At 44.8% G+C, this 25,161-nt stretch carries 13 protein-coding genes, 1 tRNA gene and 1 other annotated feature; of the genes, 11 read left to right on the top strand and 3 right to left on the bottom strand.

From position 1 onward, the window contains the following. Window positions 1-105: 105 nt before the first annotated feature. The 5 genes from ACWNM1_RS18205 (at window position 106) to ACWNM1_RS18185 (ending at window position 10,865) form a co-directional block, all read left to right on the top strand. Window positions 106-1,902, top strand: a complete 1,797-nt coding sequence (locus tag ACWNM1_RS18205; protein ID WP_449602088.1) for a sensor histidine kinase — start codon at window positions 106-108, stop codon at window positions 1,900-1,902. Beyond that, on the top strand, window positions 1,899-3,503 hold the full coding sequence (locus tag ACWNM1_RS18200; protein WP_449602087.1) for a response regulator: 1,605 nt from the start codon (window positions 1,899-1,901) through the stop codon (window positions 3,501-3,503). The genes ACWNM1_RS18205 and ACWNM1_RS18200 overlap by 4 nt, the downstream gene beginning before the upstream one ends. Window positions 3,504-3,614: 111 nt before the next feature. Further along, a complete protein-coding gene (locus tag ACWNM1_RS18195; RefSeq protein ID WP_449602086.1) occupies window positions 3,615-4,889 on the top strand; it encodes an extracellular solute-binding protein in 1,275 nt (424 codons plus the stop codon). A 78-nt stretch (window positions 4,890-4,967) separates the two neighbouring features. Next, the gene (locus ACWNM1_RS18190; RefSeq protein WP_449602085.1) at window positions 4,968-9,821 is read left to right on the top strand and encodes an S-layer homology domain-containing protein; all 4,854 of its coding nucleotides are present in this window, start codon (window positions 4,968-4,970) and stop codon (window positions 9,819-9,821) included. A 207-nt stretch (window positions 9,822-10,028) separates the two neighbouring features. Next, window positions 10,029-10,865 (top strand): aldo/keto reductase, encoded by an 837-nt coding sequence (locus ACWNM1_RS18185; RefSeq protein WP_076286057.1) that lies wholly within the window; start codon window positions 10,029-10,031, stop codon window positions 10,863-10,865. A gap of 63 nt (window positions 10,866-10,928) precedes the next feature. Here the strand turns inward: ACWNM1_RS18185 and asnB are convergent, their stop codons facing one another. Next, a complete protein-coding gene (gene asnB / locus ACWNM1_RS18180; RefSeq protein ID WP_449602084.1) occupies window positions 10,929-12,773 on the bottom strand; it encodes an asparagine synthase (glutamine-hydrolyzing) in 1,845 nt (614 codons plus the stop codon). Between the two features lie 145 nt (window positions 12,774-12,918). Between asnB and ACWNM1_RS18175 the strand changes: the two genes are divergently transcribed. After that, window positions 12,919-13,275 (top strand): hypothetical protein, encoded by a 357-nt coding sequence (locus ACWNM1_RS18175; RefSeq protein ID WP_076286059.1) that lies wholly within the window; start codon window positions 12,919-12,921, stop codon window positions 13,273-13,275. Window positions 13,276-13,446: 171 nt separating this feature from the next. Next, a tRNA-Arg gene (locus ACWNM1_RS18170) sits at window positions 13,447-13,520 on the top strand. Between the two features lie 522 nt (window positions 13,521-14,042). On the opposite strand, the gene ACWNM1_RS18165 is transcribed toward ACWNM1_RS18170, so the two are convergent. After that, on the bottom strand, window positions 14,043-14,951 hold the full coding sequence (locus ACWNM1_RS18165) for a serine hydrolase domain-containing protein (RefSeq protein ID WP_449602083.1): 909 nt from the start codon (window positions 14,949-14,951) through the stop codon (window positions 14,043-14,045). Window positions 14,952-15,355: 404 nt separating this feature from the next. Here ACWNM1_RS18165 and ACWNM1_RS18160 point away from each other — a divergent pair, with 404 nt between their 5' ends. From ACWNM1_RS18160 to ACWNM1_RS18145, 4 genes are all read left to right on the top strand, one after another. Next, window positions 15,356-16,375: a LacI family DNA-binding transcriptional regulator gene (locus ACWNM1_RS18160; protein ID WP_042191311.1), complete on the top strand. Its 1,020-nt coding sequence runs from the start codon at window positions 15,356-15,358 to the stop codon at window positions 16,373-16,375. Between the two features lie 116 nt (window positions 16,376-16,491). After that, window positions 16,492-17,241, top strand: a complete 750-nt coding sequence (locus ACWNM1_RS18155; RefSeq protein ID WP_449602082.1) for an alpha/beta hydrolase — start codon at window positions 16,492-16,494, stop codon at window positions 17,239-17,241. 44 nt (window positions 17,242-17,285) lie between these two features. Further along, window positions 17,286-19,475, top strand: a complete 2,190-nt coding sequence (gene bglX / locus ACWNM1_RS18150) for a beta-glucosidase BglX (RefSeq protein ID WP_449602081.1) — start codon at window positions 17,286-17,288, stop codon at window positions 19,473-19,475. A 27-nt stretch (window positions 19,476-19,502) separates the two neighbouring features. After that, window positions 19,503-22,847, top strand: coding sequence for a GH36-type glycosyl hydrolase domain-containing protein (locus ACWNM1_RS18145; RefSeq protein ID WP_449602080.1), 3,345 nt, complete (start codon window positions 19,503-19,505; stop codon window positions 22,845-22,847). Window positions 22,848-22,901: 54 nt separating this feature from the next. Here ACWNM1_RS18145 and ACWNM1_RS18140 read toward each other — a convergent pair whose 3' ends face one another. After that, window positions 22,902-24,767, bottom strand: a complete 1,866-nt coding sequence (locus ACWNM1_RS18140; protein WP_449602078.1) for an arginine--tRNA ligase — start codon at window positions 24,765-24,767, stop codon at window positions 22,902-22,904. A 40-nt stretch (window positions 24,768-24,807) separates the two neighbouring features. Next, window positions 24,808-25,024, bottom strand: a binding site (T-box leader). Window positions 25,025-25,161: the final 137 nt, after the last annotated feature.

Below are 25,161 nucleotides of genomic sequence, written 5' to 3'. Positions count from 1 at the left end.
TGAATAGTTCAGCTTACATAGTTTGCTATTGAAGCAAATCAGGATATGACATAAGATTGATTCGTCATAATACAACAATTTTCTACAGGAAGAAGGAATCTCTTCATGCGGAAATGGAGTCGGTTTCGGGATCGTAATATACGGCAAAAGCTATTTTTGACCTATACGCTGTTGATGATTGTTCCTCTAGTGGTCATTAGTATTTACTTTTACATATACGCTATGTCTGTTTTTGAATCCAGGATTGTGAAATCGTTTCAGGAGACGAATCAGCAGATGGTATCCACTGCGGACTCGTTTGTTAGCAGTATGTTCAAATCCTCGGAGCAGCCTTTTTATGATGAGAGGCTTATGCAAATTTTGTCGAAGGATTATTCTACTGTAACCTATGAGACTTTTGAAAAAAGCATGGATTTCCGTTACATAAGCGATAATGTTTTTAAAGAGTTGATGACATTTAATCCCGATATTGATTCCATTCTGATCTACCCTGTAAACAATTCATTAATCTATCGCAGGGGTTATGATACGACATTCAATTACAATTACAGTCCGGTGACTGAACCATGGTACCGAACCATTGTCAATAATGCGGAGAGGCCCATTCTGGTCGGCATGCACGAGGAGAAACAGATGTATGCCAAGCCCCGCTCTGTGCTATCTGTAGGCCGTGTACTGGTGGATGTGGGTACCTATCAGAAGCTTGGTGTGCTGCTCGTTAATTTCCGCATGGATAAGCTTGAGAAGCTATTCAGCGGACTGGGTGACAAACAGGACGTAAACCAGTTCATCGTGGATGAAAAAGGGATGGTTGTGTTCAGCTCAGATCCGTTCATGATTGGGATGAAATATAGTCAGGTCATAGCAAAAATGAAGCCGGACAATGAAAACTACTATGTTGTTCACGATGAGTCAAATGTATCTGGATGGCAATTCTACAGCATCGTTCTTCGTGACAAGCTGCTCGCCGAAAGTAACCAGATACGCAATTTTTCTACACTCTTGCTTCTTTTGTTGATAGTGCTGGGATTCGTAACTGCTTATCTAGTATCTGGCAGTATCTCCAATCCGATTCGAAGACTCAATCGACTGATGCGAAAGGTAGAGAAGGGGGATTTTGATGTTACCGCTCAGCAGGATAGTCTGGATGAAGTAGGGCATCTGTCGCGTACCTTTAACCGAATGACTGTCGAAATCAAAGATTTGATTGAGCAAACCAAGATTGAAGAGAAGAAGAAGCGGAGTGCAGAACTTAATGCGCTGCAAAATCAAATTAATCCGCATTTCATTTATAATACGCTCTCCGTGATTAAATGGATGGCGCAGGCTCAAATGGCGAACAACATTACGGAAACAGTAGATGACATGATCAAAGTTCTGTCCTTTTCCACACGTAATACTCAGGAGTTTGTTTCTATTGAGGAAGAAGCGGCCTTTATACACAGCTACCTGGAACTGCTGCAGCTCAGGTATTTCAATGTGTTTGATTTTGAAATCGATGTTGCACCAGATGTTCTGGAATGCAGAACGTTAAAATTTATGGTGCAGCCTTTTGTAGAGAATGCGGTGTTTCACGGCTTTGCAGAAGATTCCCGTCAATATAACTTGAGTATACGCGTGCAGAGAAAAGGCAGCGATATTCAGTTTACGATCTCGGACAACGGGATGGGGATCTCGGAAGAACAGCTAAGTAGACTCTTGCAGCAGGAAATGTCGGACGCGCAGACGATGAATTCTATTGGTGTGGGCAATGTCTCCCGAAGATTGAAGCTTCATTTCGGAGAAAAGTACGGGGTGACTATAAATAGCGTAAAAGGGGAAGGAACTACCGTTCTTATCCTGATCCCTACCATGGAGCATCCTCAGAACTACGCTGGAACAAGGAAAGAGGGATACGCATGAAAATCATGATTGTGGACGACGAGTCCTTTATTCGAATGAATTTTAAGACATTTGTGGACTGGAAGCATCATGGCTATTACCTAGTAGGCGAAGCTGCAAACGGTAAAGAGGCTTTGGAGAAAATGGATGAGCTTCATCCGGATGTGGTCTTTTTGGATATCCGAATGCCACTGATGGATGGGCTTGAGGTTCTAAGGCAGCTCCGGCATGCCAAACATTCCTGCAAAGTTATTATTCTCAGCAGCCATAATGAGTTTGAGTATGCCCAAGAGGCGCTCAGGCTAGGTGCATGCGATTATATTCATAAACCGAATCTGACCCAGTCCGCTGTATTTGAAGCGTTGGAGCGTGTCCGGACTCAAGTGAATCATCAGCCAGTGGGAGATCATCTTGTTTCTTTACAGCAAAATATGGAGAAGAACCGAAATGAGTTGAAAACGCTTTTTTTACGGGATTTAGCGGTCGGTGTTGTTCGCCATGAGTGGGAAATTGAGCAAAAGACAAAGCTGTACGATTTGAATCTGAAACAGCCTAATGTGCTTTGCATCGTCATGTTGATTGATCAATATGACAAGGTGAAGGAACGTTACAATAAGGGAATGGAGCATTTACTCGGCTTTTCGATCCTCAATATTTTGCAAGAGGTGCTGCATAGGTACAGCGAGCTAGAGCTGTTTCTGATGAGTCCGAACGAGCTGGTTATTATAAAAACGTATTCCGGCATTAGAAGTATGAATGAGATTCTTGAAGAACGCTGGGGACTCATCCGTAAAATTGAAAAGACATTAAAACAGTTTTTGAACATACAAGTTAGTTTTCTTATCAGCGGGCTGCATGCCCGTCTGCTTGATATTCCCAAAGCCTATCATGAAGCTCAGGAATCTGCTGAAATGCTATTTTATGAGGATCGCAGCAACGTTGTTGTCTACGAACCAGGCAGCATCAAGGAAATGAATGATAAGGCACTGTGTACCCTGTTTGAACAGCGTATCCGTAAGGAAATGGATGAAAAGCACGTATCTTCTGCTATTGCTATAGTTCATGAGATGTTTGCCACGATCAAGGAGAAGAGATCTTTAAGCAGGCATGCCACCTTGGAAATATGCGTGAATCTCCACTGCCAGATTCAGTCCCATATGAAGGAGGACAGCGGGGAGGAAGACTATACAGGAATGCAGGAAATCATGTCAGCCGAGCGTTTGGAGCATCTTCATCTGCTGCTGATCCAGGAATTGGAGAGTCTACAGGAGAGTTATACGGATGCGGCGACATCTACGAACTACAAGATCAAAAGGGTCATTGATTATATTCACCAGAATTACAATCAAGATTTGACACTGAATGAGCTAGCCGATTATGTCGGTCTGAACAACAGCTATCTGAGTCGTATTTTTAAGGAGCAAACGGGTTCCATGCTGATTCCATATATCAACGGCTATCGTGTGAAAAAGTCTCTAGAGCTACTTAAAGAAGGAAAGCTGAAAACGTATGAGATCGCGGAGAGAGTAGGGTTTAACAGTATTGACAACTACTATATCAGCTTTAAGAAGATTTATGGGCTCCCACCGAACGAATACCGAAAGACTAGCATGGGAAAGTAAAAAATCACAAAGATATGTAAAGATCCTCTGTTTGCTCTCGATTGCTGTGTAGCTAAGATGAAGATAACACCACTTACGGTGAATCTTCTTAAATAAAAGGGGTAGTGACAAATGAGAAAGAAGTCAGTCCTGTTATTGTGCTCGCTGATGTTGATGCTGTCTACGGCAGCATGTGGCACCAAATCCAATACCGGTAACTCTGGCAACGGAGCTTCAGACAACGCCGGAGCGGCAAAGCCGGAGAAGCAAGAAACCGTCGAAGTCACGATGGCATACTGGGCTAATGCGTCCGAGCAAAAGAACTTCGAATTTATGGTAGATGGTATTGATAAGGAATATCCGAACATTAAAGTTAAGATGCAAATGTACCCAACCAGTGATGAATTTTGGAAAGCGGTTCCAACGGCGATTGCTGCCGGGGTAGGTCCTGATATCATTGCTATGTCGGATGAAGGAAACTATGAGTATATCAAGAAAGGCGTACTCGCTCCACTCGATGATATGATCGATAAAGTGGGGTTTGATAAAGAACGTATTACTGGATCGCTGTACAAAGGCTGGACAGATGATAATAAACTTTACGGAATTCCTTATGATTCTTCTACTTCTATGCTGGCGATCAACAAAGAGATGTTTGAAAAATCAGGAATCACTAAATATCCAGAAACAATGGATGAGGTTGTTGAGTTGGCAAAAGCCATGACTAAAGATGGTGTGAAAGGTATTATCGGCAGTATCGATCCATTCCACATCACTCAATATGTTCACGCTTTCGGTGGAGACTGGGGCTTCGGAAAAACGATCGATTCCAAAGAAAACGTAGCTGGTGTGCAGTTCTTCGTGGACCTTTTCCTCAAAAATAAAGTTGCTATTGCTCCAATCGAAGTAGGGGCTCCATGGGACGGCGAAGTATTCAGTCAAGAAAAAGGGGCTATGTCCACGGCTGGTCCATGGTATGTAGGTCATTTGAAAGAAGCTAACCCTGATATGGGATTGATTGCTCTGCCGATGCCAAAAGGTACGGTAGAAGCACAAAGCGCATACTCTCACGGCTTGTCGATACTGGACGGCAGCAAGCATAAGGAAGAAGCTATGCAAGTGATCAAGTATGCGCTACGTGATGAAGCACAATTGAATGCAATTGAGGCAGTTGGATATTCACCGGCAGTATCTTCTCTGCTTCCTAAATATTTGGAGAAGAATCCTGAATTGAAAGCGGTATTCGACAATATGGAAAAAGTCGGCATGCCCTTTGCTTACCCTGAACAAACCAAAGCGTTTCATGCCGATCTGCTTAAAGGCGTAGAGGAAATCATCTTTAAGCAAGACGGCTTGACGGTTGAAAAGCTGCTGAATGATCTTCAAAGTAAATACGGTGAAAACTAGTTATCAAGCGGTTGGACTTTGCCATAACCAAAGTCCAACCATTTTTTTCACAATCATTTAAGGAGGTCTAAGGGGAAAATGAAAAAGTCGTTTAACAGTGTCATTTCAAAGATTGTACTCATGTGCTTGTTTATCACATCCATCGGTCCTGTGTACTCTATGCAGGCAGCACCCGCAGCACCTGCTCCTAAGATTAATGAAGGCGTGGTCAATGGCGAGTTTCCACTGAATTTAACACAAACGGGAGATATCGACTGGCTACATTTTAAAGCGGATAATTTGAATCAGCTTCAACGAATTCAGAAGGCAGGCCCCAATTCAGTTACCTTCAGTGTATATGGAGATACAGCAACTGAGGGGAAGTTGAACAGAGGCACCGATGCCGATTACATGTCCTATACCTGGAGTAATGGTATGCCAGGATTTGAATATGGATTAAATGACACTGGGACGGGTTTATTTTATCCAAAATCCAGTCGAGACAAAGGAAGCTATAACAATGTTGGCTGGGACATTGAAGTAGCAGCGCAGCCACAGGATTCCACCCTAGTATTTGGTCTTGGGTTGTGGCAAGCGGATGTAGATCTCAATATCTATACTGACGATGTACTCTCGGTAACCCGAAGCGTATACGGCGATTCTGTTTCCAAGAACTATAAATATCAAGTTAACGTGCCTGCGAATGTGAAGCTGAAAATTGAAGGGCGTTTGACAAAGGTTGTCGCGAAGAACGGAAATATATCATTCTCTGGACTCGCTTTAAGCAGTATGGCACTTGCGGATAAATTGGTTCTGCAAAATGAATACAACCGAGTTAGCAATATGACACAAGGTCTTTATACAAATGAGACGTGGCAAGTTCTGGTGAATACGCTGGCAGCTGCCAAGCTTATGCTTGATCGAACAGAGGCAACGCAGACGGAAGTTGACAGCGCTATCAATGCTTTGGTAGCAGCGCAGCTTGGTCTGGTGAAGAGAGAATCGAACATTGTAATCGATTTTACGGATAAAGCGTTCAAGGAGTATACTTTCGGTGCTAAAACAGATCAACAGGACAGATATCAAACCTTCACAGTGAAGGAAGCTGTTGATATGAAGTATGTTCAGGTCAATGTCAAAAGATATAAAGAGCCTGTGAGCGACTTGATTATCAAGTTGCATGCAGTAAACAGTGAAGGGCTGCCGACTGGAGATCCGCTAGTCCAAACGACAGTGGACAAAAACCGGATTGTGGACGGAGGACTCACTACTGCGGAGCTTAGCTACAGTCTCCTTCAGGATACGCGATATGCGCTTGTTCTCACTCAACAAGAGCGGGGCTCCGGGGAATACCGCTGGGTCATTATGTCCAAAAACTTTGAATCTCAAAAGGAGTTCTTTGGTAAATCGACATCAGGTGTCTTTAAATCTGAAGCAAGTCTGGGCACGGGCATCATGAGAATTGTCAAAGAGGGTAACGTGGATCGGGCCCCGCTGCAGGGCTTGATTGAAGAGCTTAAGCAATATAACAGACAACTTTACACGCTCCAGAGCTGGTCTTCCTTGGAGATAGCATTGAGCAGCGCTCATGAGCGCTTGAACGATGTGGATGTTAAACAAGCAGAGCTTGATACGGCATTAAATCAGGTGCAAACAGCCTTTAATAACCTAGTGCTAAGTACGAACCTGGATGTAATGGCTAAACAGATGAAGACGATCAGCCAAGCGGCCCTGATTGGCTACACCAGCCAGTCGGCAGATGCTTTGCATCAAGCGATCCAGGAAGCACAAGCTTTGAATATCGGTGCATCCGAGCAAGAACGGATCAAGGTGTATTCAAAAGTACTGAATGCAATGGATGGATTGCAACTGGAAATGAAATATCAGTACGAATTGAACCCTAAAATGACCGCTGGTTTTGGTTTTGAGGGTGACAAGAACGCCACGCTGGCTTTCCTTGACGGATCCTATCAGATCGGCGGAACCCGCCCTATGCAGAATGGGTTTGTGGCAACGAAACAAATCGTTACGTTCGGTGCGACAAATACGTCAGGCATCAAATGGTATAATGCCGAAGGCTATCTGCCAGTCTTTATAAATGAGTTTACCAAAGATAATATGGACTATAAAATTGAATCGTTTGGTAACAAACATACGGTAGAGAGCAAAGACTACGTTATTAACTATTCCAGAATGACGGTTACCAATCATTCGGATGAGACGCGTCTGCTGCCGGTTGTATCTGCCAATCTGGTTCCGATGAATCAGGCTGCAAACGAAGTTTATACGATCAAACCTGGTGAGACAGTTGTCAGAGAGTTTGCTATTGAAGGGGATAAGTATGAATATTTCGATGCGGGGAAAACGAGCTTTACATCCTTAACGAGAGAGCAAGTGTCGAAACTTGGTACGTTTGATAGCAACTACAGTGAGATGAAATCCTACTGGAATAACAGGCTGTCTACAATAGTTGATATCGATCTGCCGAATAAAGAGCTGGTTAATGCTTTTAAAGCGGGCTATATTTACGACATGATCATTAAAGACGGCAACTATCTGCATGTGGGTGAGAATGGTTATGCCAGACTTTACTCTCACGATACCATCGGGATTGTTGTTCAATTGATTCAGAGCGGTGACTTTGCACACGCAAGAGAGTATCTGGAAAGCATACCTCTTACTGGCGGAATTAACATCGAGACCGGTCAAGTGGACCCAAACCTGTTCTGGGATGCCAACTGGAAGCTTCCGTGGACGTATGCTGTATATTTGAGCAAAACCGGCGATACATCCTTATTTGATGAAAAGATGAAAGCGGATGACGGATCAGAGGGTACCGTTTTCGATAAGCGGGTAAAATTCGGAGCAAGAAGCATTGAAAGCGACCGTGCTGGAGATGGCCGAATTATGAAAGAAACGAAAGCCATAGATTCATTGGGCTATTGGACGATTGACAATTATTCGGCACTGACAGGGTTAGCGTCTTATGAATATATTGCGCGTGAGCTGTATAAGGTGAAAGGAGAGGCAAGTTATCTAGCAGAAGCGGAGTGGGCTAACGCTCAATACGAGGATCTGCTCGCGGCTTTCACGGCCAAGTTGCAAAAAACAATTACCGACAAAGCACTAAACTATATTCCTGCATCTGTTGTGCAAAGTAATGACGAGAACCGGATGAAGGACTCCCGTGATGCCAACTGGGCTTCCATGTTCCTGTTCGGAAGATGGCTGTGGGATGGATATTTGTATGGTGCGAACCAGCCAGAGGACAATATCAACCTGACGATGCTAGATGATACTTATACCTATGGTATGGAGCGACGCGTCAAGGAAGGGACAACCGATTCTATTTATAACTTTGGCGGTTATCCGCATGGCTTCTACTCCAGTGCGTATAACGCCGGTTACGGCAGCGCCGCGCTTCGCGGTGAGAAATACAGAGACATGGGGATTAAAGCTTACGAGTTTATGATTGAAAACTCCATGAGTGGACCGTTTAGTTGGTGGGAAGGCGTAGCTTACCCTACCGCAGAATCTAGCCCTTGGACGGCAACCAATGATGAACTTGGTGTGCGTAGTACGCCTGGCGGTGGCGGATCGGCCCAGCATATGTGGGGGCAGGCCGTCAATTCAAAGGTATTGGTGGACTCGCTGATCACTGAGCGTATCTACGATCAGAACACAAAATACGAAATTATTGTGGGACGTGGTATTCCTAAAGAGTGGGTAACGGATGCCGATAAGAACAACAATGTGGTAGCGGATGTTCAGAACTATCCTGCATTCCAAGGTGGAAGAGTAGGATACAATGTGGTTAGAAAAGCAAACCAGCTTGTGGTTACATTTACGACCAGTCTGGAGCAAGCCAAGGCTGATACGAGCAATGCACAAATCAGCATTCAATTGCCTAGTATGGTTAACAACATTCTGGAGTCTTCTGGGGGTGTTGTTGATAACGCCAAAGGTATCGTTACCGTTCCGCTCAGTACAAAAACATTAGCAATCACTTTGAGTGATCTACCTAAGCCTACCGATGTAGAGCTTGATAGAGAGGAGCTTGCCATTGGATTTGCTACCGGCGACTCCAGTGACTCGGTAACCCAAAACGTGGTGTTGAGAGCGGAAGGAAAGCGCGGTAGCTCAATCACTTGGTCTTCAAGCGAGCCGAATATAATTTCTAATACGGGTAAGGTAAAGCGCCCGACTGTTTCTACTCCAGTGACGTTGAAAGCAATTTTGGAAAAAGACGGCGTTCAGGTTGAGAAGACGTTTGTCTTAACGGTTATCAAGGCAAATGAAGATTCGGGCAATAACGGAAACAATAGCAACAACGGTAACAATAGTAATAATAGCAACAGCGGAAACACCAGCAATAATGGTAATAACGGGAACACCGGAAACAACGGAGGTTCGGTTAATCTACCGAAATTTCCGGACATTTCGAATCACTGGGCATTCGATTCTATTGTTACCGCAATAGAACGTGGAATTATCAAGGGTTATGAAGACGGAACATTCCGTCCGAATGCTGTGGTGAAACGCAGTGAGCTGATGGTTATGCTTGGCCGTGCGTTGAAACTCTCGGATACGGACACTACAACTCTTCCGTTTGAAGATGCAACTAGCATTCCGTCATGGGCGAAAACTTACATCTCAAGTGCAGTCAAATCTGGACTTATTAAGGGATACGAGGATAATTCTTTCCGTCCTGATGGTAAGGTGACCCGGATCGAATTTGTAGCGATGGTTGCACGTGCACTCGATTTGAAGAGTGGTACGAAGACAAGCTTGCCTTTTGCTGATGCTGATCAAATTCCTGCCTGGGGAAAAGATTATGCAGCAGCGGCATATGAGGCAGGTCTGATCCAAGGTAAAGGAAATGACCGATTTGCTCCAAATGATCCGGTGACGAGAGCGGAAGCGGTGACCCTGCTTTTGAGAATGTCTAAATAAGATTAGAATAATTTAGTTGGATAAACAAGTTAGAGGCTTGCGGGTAAGATGCAAGCCTCTTTTGATTTTACACAGCACCTGTTTTTTATGAGGATTTTGGGAATGATGAAGCAGTCTGCTATACTTTTGTGGTAGCGCTCGCTTCTGAAGCGTGAATTTAGGTTAAGTAAGATTAATGAAATAACAATAAGCTTGGAGGGTTAAACGATGAGTGAATTGAATGCACCGTTCTCGGGAGGTCCGACTTTAAATGATGGAGTGACCATGCCGTGGCTAGGCCTTGGCGTGTATCAGACTAAAGATGGGGAAGAGGTTATTCACGCGGTCAAGACCGCAGTGGAGCTTGGATATCGCAGTATTGATACGGCTGCTGGTTACAATAACGAAGAAGGTGTAGGTCAGGCTATTCGTGAATGTGGAGTGGCCCGTGATGAACTGTTTATTACGACGAAAGTGCGCAACCCTGATCAAGGCTATGAATCAACGCTGAAAGCGTTCGAAGTTAGCCGGCGCAAGCTGGGGCTGGACTATATAGATTTGTATCTCATACATTGGCCGGTGGCAGGAAAGTATCGGGAGACTTGGAAAGCTCTGATTCATCTGCAAAAAGAGGGCCTCATCAAATCTATCGGCGTGAGCAATTTTCAGATTCATCATCTGAAGGATATCATCGAGGACACTAGCGTAGTTCCAGTGGTGAACCAGGTGGAATTCCATCCACTATTGACTCAGCGCGAGTTGCTGAAGTATGCCAATGAGCAAGGAATCCAGCTTGAAGCTTGGAGTCCGCTAATGCAAGGAAACTTAGATCTCCCCCTTCTTAAAGAGCTGGCTGGTAAGTATGATAAGACCCCTGCTCAAATTGTACTTCGCTGGGATTTGCAGCAAGGCGTAATTACGATTCCAAAATCGGTACATGCGGATCGAATTAAGGAGAATGCGGGATTCTTTGACTTCACGCTTAGTGATGAGGATGTTAAAGCCATCGAAGATTTGAACAGAGACCATCGTTTCGGTCCGGATCCGGACAATTTTAATTTCTAAAAATTACGAATACAAGCCAAACAGCAAGCCACCGATACGGGGACTTGCTGTTTGGCTTGTCGCTTATTGGATGGAGACGTTATATTTACGCAGCCAGAGATCTACTTGAGCTAGGTAAGCAAACAGCTGAGGACCGGACATGAGCTGACCGAACCAAGGCAGATTGGTAGAGGATTCTGGGGAAGCGGCGATCTCACGGATTTTGGCGGCATCGATTAAAGGAAGTATTGGCGAAGTAGAGTCATCTAGAATGTTCAATACTTGTGTTCGTACTGCGTTTAAATAGGCTGGATTGTGGGTTTTCGGGTAAGGACTTTTTTTACGATATAGCACATCATCTGGAAGAATTCCCTCAAGCGCTTTGCGTAAAATCCCTTTTTCACGACCGTTCAGGTTCTTGATTTCCCAAGGAATATTAAAGACATATTGAACGAGGCGATGATCACAATAAGGAACACGTACCTCTAGTCCGGCGCCCATACTCATTCGGTCCTTACGGTCGAGCAAAGTAGGCATGAAGCGGGTGATGTTTAAATAGGACATTACGCGCATTTGTGCTTGTTTACCTGTCTCCCCATCCAATGTAGGGACTTCGGCTACTGCATCACTGTATCTGTCACCCAAATATTCCAGTGGCCGAATCCATTCATTAACTTCAGGGGATAATAGACTTGCACGCATTTTAGGAGCAACTGACCAAGGAAAAGTGCCCGAGGAGAGCATCTCCTCTCGATGGAACCAAGGATATCCGCCAAAAATCTCATCGGCAGCTTCGCCGGAAATAGCTACAGTAGCATTCTTTTTAATCTCACGGCAAAATAAATACAAAGAAGAGTCAACATCGGTCATCCCAGGTAAATCGCGTGTGTACAGCGCATTATCAAGTGCTTCTACAAGCTCTGGCGTATCAAATGAGATATAGTGATGGTTCGTATTTAATTCATCGACCATTCGCTTAATCCATGGACCATCTGCTCCGGGCTGAAAAGTATGACTCTTGAAGTGCTTGTCGTTGTCGACATAATCGACGGAATACGTATCCACTCGTCCCTGGCCGTTTCGGTTGTAGTAGTCCACTGCAAGTGCTGTCAGCGCACTGGAGTCCAGCCCTCCTGACAAAAGCGAACAGACAGGAACATCTGAGACCAGTTGGCGTTCAAGCGTATCCTGCAGCAGTTCACGTACTTTAGCGGCTGTCTCTGTTTCATTATCAGTATGTTTTGCGCTTTCCAGCTTCCAATAAGCGTAACTACGTAGACCTTCGCGACTATAGATCATGGCATGCCCCGGACGAAGTTCCTGCATATCCTTATAAACACCGTGTCCTGGCGTACGGGCTGGACCGATAATAAATATTTCCGCTAACCCTTCGGGCCCGACTATTGGCTGTACCTTGGGGTGCTGCAGCAGCGCCTTAGGCTCTGATCCGAAAACTAAGACGTCATCCACTTTACTATAGAACAGAGGCTTCACACCTAAGCGGTCACGTGCAAAAAAGACCTGATCCCGAAGTCCGTCCCACACTGCAAAGGCAAAGATCCCATTGAGCTTCTCTGCTGAGTCCGGTCCCCATTCGATATAGGCATGCAGCAGAACCTCGGTGTCACATTGGGTACGGAATTGATGACCCCGCTGCTTAAGTTCTTGTTTAAGCTCGGGTGCGTTATATAATTCGCCGTTGTACACAATCGCGTATACCTGTTCCTCATGGCGGGTGATCATAGGCTGCGCACCGTTCTCTGGATCGATAACGCTAAGTCTGCGGTGACCGAATGCGCAAGGACCTGAAATCCAAGTTCCAGCTGCATCGGGTCCGCGGTTTGCTAAAGTTTCAGTCATTTTGACCAGCAACTGCGAGTGCTGCGTGAGATCTCCGCGCCACTGGATAAATCCGGTTATTCCGCACATGATGGTTCATCCTCTCTTTTTGTGCGATTGTTGTCCTTACTTTTTTGCCAAGTAATACAGATATATGCCGAAGGAAGGCATAAAATGTATGTCCTTATCCGAACACTAGGGGAGAGAGGAATTTGCCAGGAGGGAAGGATGACAGGTGTATTATATTAAAGATGCCAAAATTCGCAGAATGATGGAGTATGACGGTGCGCCTTGTGCAGAAGTAGGTGTATTGCCAGGTGCTGTTAGTGATCCTGCGCTTTTGGTGTATATCGTAGAAGATCAGCGCGAAGAAGGCTATGAGATTGTCCGTATCCTCACTAACGACGCAGACACTTCTACCGATTGGTTTGATAACAATATGCATGATGCTTTTAAAGATGTGACTTCTAGCGCATTTACAGGCAGTATGATTATGACGCCAGAAGATGAACGTTCCAAGTTTCAGAGAGAATTAATGACATACGGAGATTTAAAAAAGCAACTGGAGCAGCATTTTCGGAATCTGGAGTAATATGGAGTAGATACGAGGGTATCCGTAAGCTATGAAAATAGCTAAGATGCCCTCGTTATTATTAAAATAGGATTAAGATTACTTATTTTCCAAAATGTTTGATCTTGAAAATTCTGCTGAATAAGGTATAATAAATATCGTTGCGTCAATACATATCATTAATTCTTATATGTCCCGGTAGCTCAGCTGGATAGAGCATGCGCCTTCTAAGCGCACGGTCAGGGGTTCGAATCCCTTCCGGGACGTCAAGTAACAGCCTTCCTTCAGGAGGGCTGTTTTTGCGTGCAGGGAAAGAGAAGCCCTGGTAGTTCGTCGGAGCATAAGCATCGATAGGATCAGCTTCGCAGTCAGCCCGAAAGGGCTGTATCCCGCTCGGGGCAAGTAACAGCCTTCCTTCGGGAGGGCTGTTTTTGCGTGCAGGGCATCCTCGCCAAAGTAAGTAAACTGAAGCTCTGATAAACAATTAGGGAAAATCTCCCTATAATTCAGAGCTTTCTACTCAATAGACTAATAATTAGGGAAATCCTCCCTGTAATTTAACTAATTCGTTGGCCGATATAGATATTCACCCGATTTTTAGGGAGGATTTCCCTCTTTTCATTCATTTCAAGCAATTATCGGCTAAATACAGGGAGCTTTTCCCTGATTACTCTCAAAAAAGGCCAACCCTATAAATGGGTTGGCCTAATTATACGAAAAGAAGGTGCCGAGACTTTCTCGGCACCTTGAGCCTTCCCGTGAGAAGGCTGTCTTGCATATGCCCACCGCTAAAAAAGCGGCCAGATCTCCTCCCAGACAGTGTCTAGAATAGCTTGCATATTATCTTCCATACTGTTAATAGCGATTACTACTTGAGCATCCGGTACAACAATGCAGAATTGACCATGAGCGCCATCGGCACGATAAGCATCGTGCGTACACAACCAGAATTGACAGCCGTACCCTTGGCCCCAATCACCAGCTCCGTTATTTTCGATCTGCTTTTGTGTAACAAAATTAACCCAAGCTGCGGGAATAAGCTGCTGTCCCTTCCACATTCCTTTTTGCAAAAGAAGCTGTCCAAATCGGCTTAGTTCTTCCGTATTGATCTGAAGTCCGGCACAACCGAGGGTGATCCCTTGAGGGGCCGTTTCCCAATCGACGTTTTCTATGCCTAGTGGGGTAAAGAGACGGGGAACAAGGTAATCTTTTACGGTTTGTCCGACACTGGCCTGAACCATTGCAGAGATCATAATGGTATCCCCGCTGCTGTAGGTAAACTGTTCTCCAGGAGGTCTGTCTAAAGGTAGCGATAGATAATGTTGTATCCAATTTACATCTTTCAAGGCCAATCTTTCTTCAACCCAAAACGGTGGGGAATCATGCCCTGTACTCATACGTAGTAAATCGAACAAGGTCAAATCCCCAGGTTGCATGGAAGGAAGGACTTCTTTATGAGTGAATGCATATTCTGGAAACAAATCCTTAAGTGTTGTATTTAGTGATAGTTTTCCTTCTTCGATGGCTAGACCTACCGCCATGCATGTAAAAGATTTGCTGACCGAATGCTGCAAGCGCCGAATATCCTCTGCGAGATCCACTTTTCCCACTAACGTTCCATTTTGAAGCACACGAACATTGAACACATTCAATCCACGTTCGCGGATCTGGGCTTCGAAGCGAGTCATGTTTAACATAAAATGTAGCCCTCTCTTTCTTAGATTCCAAGCTGGGATTAGGAAGTTTGGTAGTCGAAATGATTGAAAATGATGTGGAAACGTTTCCTCTTACTAGATATTAAATAGCTAAATCGATGCTATTCTATTCTTATTTTAAAGTCAATGCAAGCAGAAAGACTACTATTTAACATCAAAACAATTAAAATTTAAAACGAATTTGAGATGCAAATCATTTTTAGTCAAAAATCATAGGTTGACTTCTAAAAAATATCTGTCCATAATGAACGTATTAAGCGATTTAGATCCGAAAACAGTCAAAATGATGTCGTGGGAAACGTTTCCCATTATTTCATGCGTTTCCACCAAGCTGATTTCATCAGATGCAGGGGGAGCTCATTATAGGGGTGAAACAGGGGGGAATTATGAATATCAAGGATATTGCAAGGCTATCAGGCGTTGGTATCGCCACGGTCTCCAGGGTAATTAATAACTCCGGTGTCGTAAGCGATGCAACCAGAGCTAAAGTAATGGCTGTTGTAAGAGAACATAATTACATTCCAAATGGAAATGCAAGCAATCTGAAAAAAACGCGTTCTAATACGATAGCACTTATGGTTAAGGGGATTGCAAATCCGTTTTTTGCAGACATGATCAAAGAAGTAGAGCGTCAAGTGAATCTGCGCGGCTGCCCGCTTCTGATCCAGCATGTTGAAGATGGAGTGGATGAGATCAATGCTGCTCTTCAGCTTGTGAAGGAAAAGAATTTATACGGGGTAATCTTTATGGGTGGTACATATGACCATTCTGAAGAAAAATTCAAACAATTACCGATCCCATTCGTTTTGACTACCATCACGACTACGAAGGATGTTGATCCTGCCGTATTCTCCAGTGTGATCATTGATGATATGCAAGAGTCTTATAAAGCTGTGAGCTATTTAATTTCACTCGGACACCGGAACATTTGCTTTTTGGCCAGATTTCCTTTGGTTCAGCATACTACCGGAAACCGTCGTCTAATGGGGTATATTAAAGCGCTTGAGGATCATGGGATTGAGTATGATGCTTCCTTGGTAGAGGATTGTGAATACAGTCCAAGTTCTGGTTTCACGGCTACGAAAAGACTGCTTAATAAGAAAAAAGATATCACCGCTGTATTTGCCGCATCAGATACCATCGCTATCGGAGCTGCCAAAGCTTTATTGTCTTTGGGTCTATCGATTCCAAATGATATTTCGATCATCGGATTTGACGGTATAGAGATGGCAGAATACTATCACCCATCGCTGGATACGATTAGCCAACCTGGGGTGGATATGGCGAAAGCCAGTGTTGAAATTCTGTTTGACCTGATTTCGGGACAATCGGAGAACAAACATGTGGTATTCGAGTCTGTTTTGGTTAAGCGGGGATCTTGCAAGAAGATTAATAAACAAGCATAAACGCCTTTGGCGTCCTTATAAGGACGGTAGCGTTTGAGCGAGAAATAGAAGGATAATTTATAGCGTAAGCATATAATTTCTTATATTTTAAAAAAGGTTCCGTAAGGAGATGACATATGGCACTTCTAACCGTTGAGACTGGTTCTCCTACCTTAAGAATGACAACGTCCATCAGTATCATCTCCCCCGTTGATTCGGGCAATACCACCGGAGGAACGCTCTATCTGTTACATGGTGCTGGCGACAATGCTAGCACATGGTACAGGCTGACCACCATTGAGCAGTATGCTAACAAGTATGGCTGTACAGTCATAATGCCTCAGGTAGGAAGAAGCTATTATACAGATATGGAGTACGGACTGGATTACTTCCACTATGTTACGCAAGAGCTTCCTGAGCTTTGTGGCCGAATGATGAGGCTGGATGATGATCCGCAAAAGACGTATGTTGCCGGACTATCGATGGGCGGATATGGGGCACTAAAATGTGCACTTACCTTTCCTGAGCGTTACAGCAAAGTAGTTTCCTTATCAGGCGTTACAGATATTCAGAAAAGATTGAAAGACCCGCAAATGTCTTCGGATATGGCGCGGGAGATGGCAGGCACTTTCGGAAAACGCTTACAAGTTAAGCCGGATCAAGATCTGTATGTTTTAGCGGCTAAATTGGTCGACGATAAACGTAAGCTGCCTTCAATTTTGACCTGCTGTGGCTCGGAAGATCCATTTGTGGAGATGAACCGGGAATTTGCTTCTCATATGCAAGCGAGTCCCTATACATTTCAATATGTTGAGACTCCGGGAACACATGAATGGAGATTCTGGGAGGAGCATCTGAAGACAGCTTTTGATTTCTTGTACAACTAGGAGCAATGAGCAATTGCAGAAAGAGATATTATGGAGGATTTGAGATGAAAGACCAGCAACTGACGTCCCTGTTGAACCAGATGACGCTTGAAGAGAAAATAGCACAATTGCAGCAGCTAGCTGCTAATTTCTATGAAGGAGCGGAAGAAGGAGGGCAAATCACTGGCCCTATGGCATCCATGGGGATTACGGATCACATGATTGAGAACAGTGGTTCAGTACTTGGACTTTCGGGTGCAGAGCAAGTCATTGCCGTCCAAGAAGCTCATTTACGTAAAAATAGATTGGGTATTCCACTGCTGATGATGGCCGATATCGTGCATGGCTTTAAGACGATTTTTCCGGTGCCACTGGCGATTGGTTGCTCTTGGGATATGGAACGAGCGGAGCTAAGCGCTGAGATTGCTGCTAAAGAAGCGGCAGTATCTGGTGTACACGTTACTTTTGCCCCTATGGCGGACCTTGTTCGGGACCCGCGTTGGGGAAGAGTGATGGAGTCTACCGGCGAAGATCCTTATTTGAATGGTAGGTTTGCCCGTGCATTTGTACGCGGATTTCAGGGAAATGACTTGACGGGTGATGTAAGTCGTGTGGCGGCTTGCGTTAAGCACTTTGCAGCCTATGGTCTATCCGAAGGCGGACGGGATTATAATACGGTCGATTTATCAGAACGTCAGCTACGGGAATATTACCTGCCAGCCTATCGTGCAGCGCTGGATGAGGGTGCCGAAATGGTTATGACTTCGTTCAACACGATTGACGGGATTCCGATAAGCGGAAACGTTAAGCTGCTTCGTCAGCTGCTGCGTGAGGAATGGGGCTTTGACGGCGTGTTGATCTCAGATTGGGGCGCGGTGAAGGAACTGATCCCGCATGGTGTCGCCGAGGATGAGACTGAAGCAGCACTTAAAGCTATCAAAGCTAGCGTGGATATCGAGATGATGACAGAGTGTTATGTGCACCAATTGCCAGCTCTTGTCGCTGATGGGCAAGTGGATGAAAGCATCATTGATGAAGCCGTACTTCGTATTTTGAAATTGAAGCAAAGACTGGGCTTGTTTGAGAATCCGTTACGTGGGGCAGATATAGAGAAGGAACGCGAGGTGATCTTCTGTGAGGCTCACCGGACAGCAGCGAGAGAATTAGCGGTTAAATCCTGCGTTCTACTGAAGAATGATCAGGTTCTGCCGCTTGCGACAGAGCAGCGGATTGCGCTAATCGGACCGTTTGCTAATAACGGAGATATTCTTGGACCATGGTCCTGGTTGGGTTCAACAGAAGAAGCCAGCCGTCTTGCTCCAGCTCTTGAAGCTCGTGCAGCTGCAGGTAAGGTTACCGTGGCAGCAGGCTCCGGGATTGAGAGCTTTACAGAAGAGCAATGGCTGGAGGCGAAAGCGGCAGCGCTGGAAGCCGATGTGATTGTGCTGGCGCTTGGAGAACATTCGGATATGAGCGGAGAAGCTGGAAGTCGTTCAGATATCCGCTTGCCGGAAGCACAGCGTGAGCTTTTAGAGCGTATGAAGACACTGGGTAAACCTATTGTGGTGGTGTTGTTTAACGGACGCCCAATGGATCTTAGTGGTGTGATTGAGAATGCGGATGCCATTCTGGAAGCCTGGTTCCCAGGAAGCGAGGGCGGTACGGCGATTACCAGTCTACTGTATGGTGACGAGAATCCGTCAGGAAGATTAACGATGTCTTTCCCTGTATCTGTTGGGCAAATTCCGGTCTATTACAATCATTTCAACACTGGACGTCCTCTACATGCACCGGGTGCGGACAAGCGTTATGTCTCACAATATCTGGACATTCCTAATGAGCCGTTTCTGCCATTTGGCTTTGGTCTTAGTTATACGACATTTAGCTACAGTGAACCGATCCTTTCTGGAGTAATAATGACGAAGGATCAGCCTATTAAGGTAACTGTTACGGTGACAAATACGGGCAATGTGCATGGAGAAGAGGTAGTGCAACTCTACATTCGAGACATTTCAGGAGAAGTCGTAAGACCGATGAAGGAACTGAAAGACTTCGTCAAGATCAGCCTCTCCCCGGGAGAAAGCAAGGAAGTGAGCTTTACGCTTACGGAAGAACAGCTTCGTTACTATCATAGCGATTTAAGCTTTAGCAGTGATCCTGGACAATTCAAATTGTTTGTGGGTCCAAATAGCCAAGAGGTTAAAGAACGAGATTTTCGCTTAGCATTAGATTATGTAGAATATAAACGGCACTAGCTGTCGAAATGGAGGAAATACAAGAATATGACTACTACTATGAATTCTAACATCCATTTAAACGCCGGGGACTTATCATTCATTTTTACAAACAGCGGGGACCTGTTCCAAGTTCTTCATGAACGGACAATGATCAATCAATTGTTGCCTAACATTGTGGATGGCTCCTTATCCAATCTATATTTACGCATTCATAGTAATGGAAGCATTCAATCTGTTCCTTTGCTGGGCATTCATTCCTCAAGCACTGTACGTAAGGCTGGAAACCGCTTGGTTTGGGAAGGTACTGCGGAAAATATCGAGTATCAGGTTATTTTTACTCCGACGGCTCAAGGCGCTTGGTTCTGGGACGTGAAGCTTAAAGGGAAAGATGCAGATGTGGATCTCGTGTACGGACAAGATGTGGGCATTGCCGATATCGGTGCTGTTCGCAGTAATGAAGCCTATCTGTCACAGTATATTGACCACGCCGTATTCGAGGATCAGTCAAAGGGATATGTAGTATGTTCCAGACAGAATCAACCGCAAGGTGGCAAATTCCCATATTTGCAGCAAGGTGCAATCACTAAGGCAGCAAGCTTCTCAACAGATGGTTTCCAATTCTTTGGATTGTCTTATAAAGAGACCAATCAACCAGAAAGCCTGAGCCGTGAGCAATTAAGTAATGAAATCTATCAATATGAATTCGCTTATACTGCGCTGCAATCGGAGCGGGTGAAGCTGAGCGGAGAAGCCCGGTTTGTATTTTATGGATTGTTCAAGCAAGATCATCCAGAAGCGATTACCTCGTTAGAATTCACGAATGATGTTGCTGCGGCTTGGGAAACGGTAAAAGAGTTGCCTTTAGTAGCTGAAGCACCGCTCGAACGTTCTTTCTTGACGAAAGAGCTGGGAGCACCACTAGCTGCAAATTCTCTGACGAGTGAAGAGATCGAAGCCTTGTTCCCGGTTCGCTATCAAGAGGAAAAAGAGGGAGACCAGCTTCTGTCTTTCTTCACGGAAAATTATGAGCATGTTGTATTAAAAGAGAAGGAACTTAAGGTAGAGCGTCCTCATGGTCATATTCTAATGAGTGGGGATAATGCCCGACTTAACGATAAGGTAATCACTACGACTTCCTATATGTACGGAATATTTAATTCTCAAATCGTTATTGGCAATACCAATTTCAACAAGCTCATGACCAATGCCAGAAATGCACTTAACATTCCAAAGGCTTCGGGACAAAGAATCTATGTACAGTGGAATGGCGAATATCGCCTCTTGACCATGCCTTCATTGTTCGAAGTTGGTTTCAACTATGCCCGTTGGTATTACAGAACAGATGGCGAATGCTTCATTATTACGAACTACACCACGGCAGATTCTCCGGAGATATTCCTGAATGTACGTACGGAAAGTGGAAAAGCTTATCGTTATTTAGTCACTAATCAAATCACTATGAACGTTAACGAATACGAGCTTCCATATCAATTCAAGCAAGAAGAGGGAACCGTAACCTTCTCGGCTGATAGAAGTGCACTAAGTGCAGGAGAATATCCTGATCTGCAATATAAATTCCAGGTACAGGGAGCGGATTTCACTCTTCAAAATGAAGGTAGACTTGTCTCTCATGCTGACCAGTCTGATGCGCCGCTAGCTATTCTGGAACTGTCGGAGAGCAGTGAATGGACATTGAACATTCAAGGTCTTCTGGATGGTAAGGAGATTCAATCGAGCAGCCGTACAGCTGAAGAGGAGATTTCTGCATACCGCGAGTTCTACAGCGGGGTTATGAATGGTTTCCGCTTGACGTTAGGTGATGGGTCCGAAGGTGAGTTGTTTAAGGTAAATGCTCTAGCTTGGTGGTATACACATAATATGCTTGTCCATTATTCAGTCCCTCACGGATTGGAACAATACGGCGGCGCTGCTTGGGGAACCCGTGACGTGTGTCAGGGGCCAGTGGAATACTTCATGGCTACGCAAAAATACGATCAGGTTCGTGAAATATTGCTGACCCTGTATGCTCATCAATATGAAGATGATGGTAACTGGCCACAGTGGTTCATGTTTGATAAATATACGAAGATTCAGCAAGAGGAGAGCCATGGAGATATTATTGTATGGCCACTCAAAGTGCTTGGAGACTATTTGGCGGTAACGCAAGACTACAGTATTTTGCAAGCGACTGTGCCTTATACTCGCAAGCATAGCTTTGATTTTACAGAGGAAAAAGCGACGCTGCTGGATCATGCACGGAAGGAAGTTGCTTATATTAAGAATCACTTCCTGCATGACACGCATTTGTCTTCTTACGGTGATGGAGACTGGGATGATACACTCCAACCGGCTAATCCACAGCTGAAGCAGTACATGGTTAGCAGCTGGACAGTGGCGCTTACCTATCAGACATTGAATCAGTTCTCAGAAGTGCTTCATAAAGTTGATCCAGCAGGTTCGGAAGAGCTGAAAGCGATGGTGGAGGGAATTCGCGAGGATTTCAACACACATATGCTTCAATCTGAGGTAATTCCAGGCTTCTTGTATATGGAGGACCCAGAGCAAGTGAAGCTTATGGTGCATCCAAGTGATACGGAAACAGGGATCCAATACCGTCTGCTGCCAATGACGCGCAGCATGATCAGTGAGCTGCTGACACCAGAACAAGCCGAAGCCCACTATGAAGTAATCCAAGATAAACTGTTCTGTCCAGATGGCGTTCGTCTGATGAACCGTCCAGCTCAATATGTTGGCGGCGTAAGTACCCATTTCAAACGTGCGGAGCAAGCTTCTAACTTTGGTCGGGAAATTGGACTTCAATATGTACATGCACACATCCGTTATGTAGAAGCTATGGCTAAGCTAGGGAAAACCGATCAGGTCTGGAATGGCCTAGCGGCGATCAATCCGATCGGAATCCGCGACGTGGTGCCAAACGCTGAACTACGTCAGGCTAACTCTTATTTCAGTAGCTCGGATGGTAAATTTAACACCCGTTACGAGGCACAGGAGAATTTCGATAAACTGCGTAATGGTGACGTAGCGGTTAAAGGTGGCTGGAGAATCTATTCAAGCGGTCCTGGGATCTACATGAACCAGTTGATCTCGAATGCACTGGGGATCCGTACGGAAGGCGGAGATTTAATCGTCGATCCAATTCTGCCGGAGTCGCTGGACGGAATGCGTTTTAGCTTTGAATATGCAGGCACTAAGGTAGACTTTATTTATCACCTTACGGGCTCTGATAACAGTCGGATTACTGTTAACGGTACAGAAGTGCAAGCCGAAGGTACGCTTAATCGCTACCGTAGTGGCGGTATCCGTATCAAACGTGAGGACTTTGATCGTCTCTGCGTAGAAGCTGGAAATGTGATAGACATTTATAAGTAAGATAATAAAAGAAGGGCAATCACCGCGATAAGCGTGGTGATTGCCCTTTTTGTACTACATACGGCTCGGTGTCGGTAACCCAAGCACTTCAAGTACATCCCCTAAAGTGTCCTTAAATCTCGAAGTGAGCCAGAGGCGAAAGGCGATGGTGACCTCTTCACCTTTTAAAATCGGACATATAGAATAGAAGTTATTGAAAAGTGTAGCTAAGGTATGCGCGTACGTGCAGAGTATATTCGGCGTTAACTCTATGCTGGCAGAATACAATGTCTCTTGCCAGACGCTAAGCTGTCTCAGCAAAGCGAGCTCTGCCTTTTCCATTTCGATGGGGCATTGAAGTTCTGAGCTATCTGTGCTGAACGGGATTGTAGATTTGCTCAAAACACTGCTGGCACGGGCATAGGTGTACATCAGATAAACCCCGGTGTTACCGGATATTTCGGTAGCCTGTTTGAAATCAAACACGATTTCCGTTCCCAGGTTAAACCGCAGCAGATAATAACGAATAGCAGCAGCTGCAATGATGTGGCTGGAAAGACCCTCTTTATCGGAGCGCGAATGTTCTATGTTCTGTTCCATAAGCTTTACTAAATCGCTCACCTTAACGCCGATTCCTTGGCGCCCGGACATGGCATAAGAAGATTTCCCTTCTGAAACATCTATCCCCAGCTCAGCAGCAGAGGCCGGACTAAGAGAAACAACGCCATAACTTACATGATGGAGCTTCTCAGCCTGCTCGTTATATCCTAGTGCTCCTAAAGCCTGCTTAACCATTTGTTGCGGATATTCCTGTCTATAATCGATCACGTTAATAACACGGTCGGCATGTCCATAAGGCTCAGGGGTTCCAGTTAATCCTGTGGTCCATAAACCAGACGAGAATTCACTGTAGGTGAAATCTTTGGATAGTAGACCGAATTTCCAGAGATGATAAGCAATGTCTTTGGCTGTGTACGTCAAAATCCCATTCGAACGCACAAGCACCTTATCCATCTGATGATCCTCTGAATCCGCTCCACTGCTAACCTCTGTCCCTTGTTTTAGCACCCAGCAGCCCGCAAGCTTGCCTTCAGTCTCCTGTACAAAAACTGCCGTTTGCTTCAATAGCTTAGATGCGGCTGTCCAGAAGCCCTCTTTTAAAATATTGCTCTCCCACACCAGCAGGTCATAGTGAATACCAAAACGCTTCATTTCCGATACATGTTCTCTCACAATACGTTCAGCGACTAGATTGCCCAGCCACGCCTCATTACCATCACCCTGTTCAAGGGCATGCAGCATATCCGTGCGCTTGTGAGTGATCTCTGGATTCCGTGCATATTCTTTGTTCACTTTGGCATATAGATCCCAGCAATAATCACCGAAACGTTGATGTTCCCCTTCTAAAGGTACATTTAATAAACCAACGACTGTATCAGCCAGCTGGTTGCCCAGATCATCCACGTAGTTATGGACCTCTACGTTATGTCCGGTTCTTTTCATTATTCTGACCAGCGCATCGCCGATGCAAGCATTTCTCAGATGACCTACATGAGCAGCTTTATTTGGATTGATTGAAGTGTGTTCTATGATGACCTTCTCCCCCGTGCTGTCAGGCAGATTAAAGGAATGTTTAGCCCACACCTGCCAATTCATATACAAATTAATAAATCCAGGAGCAGCTACTTCGACTTTTTGTAAAAGACCCGTGTAACTCTCATGTAATTTAATTTCTGCTTTTACTAACTCTGCTATGACGAGAGGGGATTTACGCAGGAGTTTGGCTAGCTGCATAGCAATATTGCAGGAATAATCACCATGCTCTAGATTAGCTGGCTGTTCGATCAGAATTGCAACATCGTTTGGGTAGGCAACTTCTAAGGTGTGGAATACTTTTTTTACACTTTGTTCAATACTGTGTTTGATGATTTGACTTAACATTTTATACCCTCCTTTAAAAATACAAAAAAGCCCTCGTCTCAAAAGAGACGAGGGCTTTAGCGCTCGCGGTACCACTCTCGTTGCTAAACAGATGTTTAGCCACCTTACAGGATAACGGTCTTCAGCCGGGACTTCCTACTTAGGTTCTGAAGTCCATCTCACGGGTGCGCTTCATTAGGTGATCTGTACCGGCTTGCACTTACCCGGCTCGCTGTGGACTAGAACACGTTAACTACTCTCCCGCTCATCGATGCTTGAATAATTTTTATCAGTATAACGAATATTTCGAAAAAAGCAATAGGGTGTTACTCATTAAAGTCTAGAAGATGCTTGAGTTTTAGATTGTCCGATTAGTAGATTATTAATTCAAAGAATAGAAGGTTGTCTTTTTTTT

The organism is Paenibacillus sp. Marseille-Q9583 (assembly GCF_976954365.1).
Note: the sequence above shows the minus strand (reverse complement) of the source record. Positions and strands in the feature narration are given on the sequence as shown.

Coding starts and splice junctions, on each gene's coding strand:
- asnB (WP_449602084.1), bottom strand. CDS start 12,773: ATGTGCGGAATAACCGGATTTATCCAGTGGCGCGGAGATCTCACGCAG.
- ACWNM1_RS18190 (WP_449602085.1), top strand. CDS start 4,968: ATGAAAAAGTCGTTTAACAGTGTCATTTCAAAGATTGTACTCATGTGC.
- ACWNM1_RS18205 (WP_449602088.1), top strand. CDS start 106: ATGCGGAAATGGAGTCGGTTTCGGGATCGTAATATACGGCAAAAGCTA.
- bglX (WP_449602081.1), top strand. CDS start 17,286: ATGAAAGACCAGCAACTGACGTCCCTGTTGAACCAGATGACGCTTGAA.
- ACWNM1_RS18155 (WP_449602082.1), top strand. CDS start 16,492: ATGGCACTTCTAACCGTTGAGACTGGTTCTCCTACCTTAAGAATGACA.
- ACWNM1_RS18185 (WP_076286057.1), top strand. CDS start 10,029: ATGAGTGAATTGAATGCACCGTTCTCGGGAGGTCCGACTTTAAATGAT.
- ACWNM1_RS18160 (WP_042191311.1), top strand. CDS start 15,356: ATGAATATCAAGGATATTGCAAGGCTATCAGGCGTTGGTATCGCCACG.
- ACWNM1_RS18200 (WP_449602087.1), top strand. CDS start 1,899: ATGAAAATCATGATTGTGGACGACGAGTCCTTTATTCGAATGAATTTT.
- ACWNM1_RS18195 (WP_449602086.1), top strand. CDS start 3,615: ATGAGAAAGAAGTCAGTCCTGTTATTGTGCTCGCTGATGTTGATGCTG.
- ACWNM1_RS18140 (WP_449602078.1), bottom strand. CDS start 24,767: ATGTTAAGTCAAATCATCAAACACAGTATTGAACAAAGTGTAAAAAAA.
- ACWNM1_RS18165 (WP_449602083.1), bottom strand. CDS start 14,951: ATGTTAAACATGACTCGCTTCGAAGCCCAGATCCGCGAACGTGGATTG.
- ACWNM1_RS18145 (WP_449602080.1), top strand. CDS start 19,503: ATGACTACTACTATGAATTCTAACATCCATTTAAACGCCGGGGACTTA.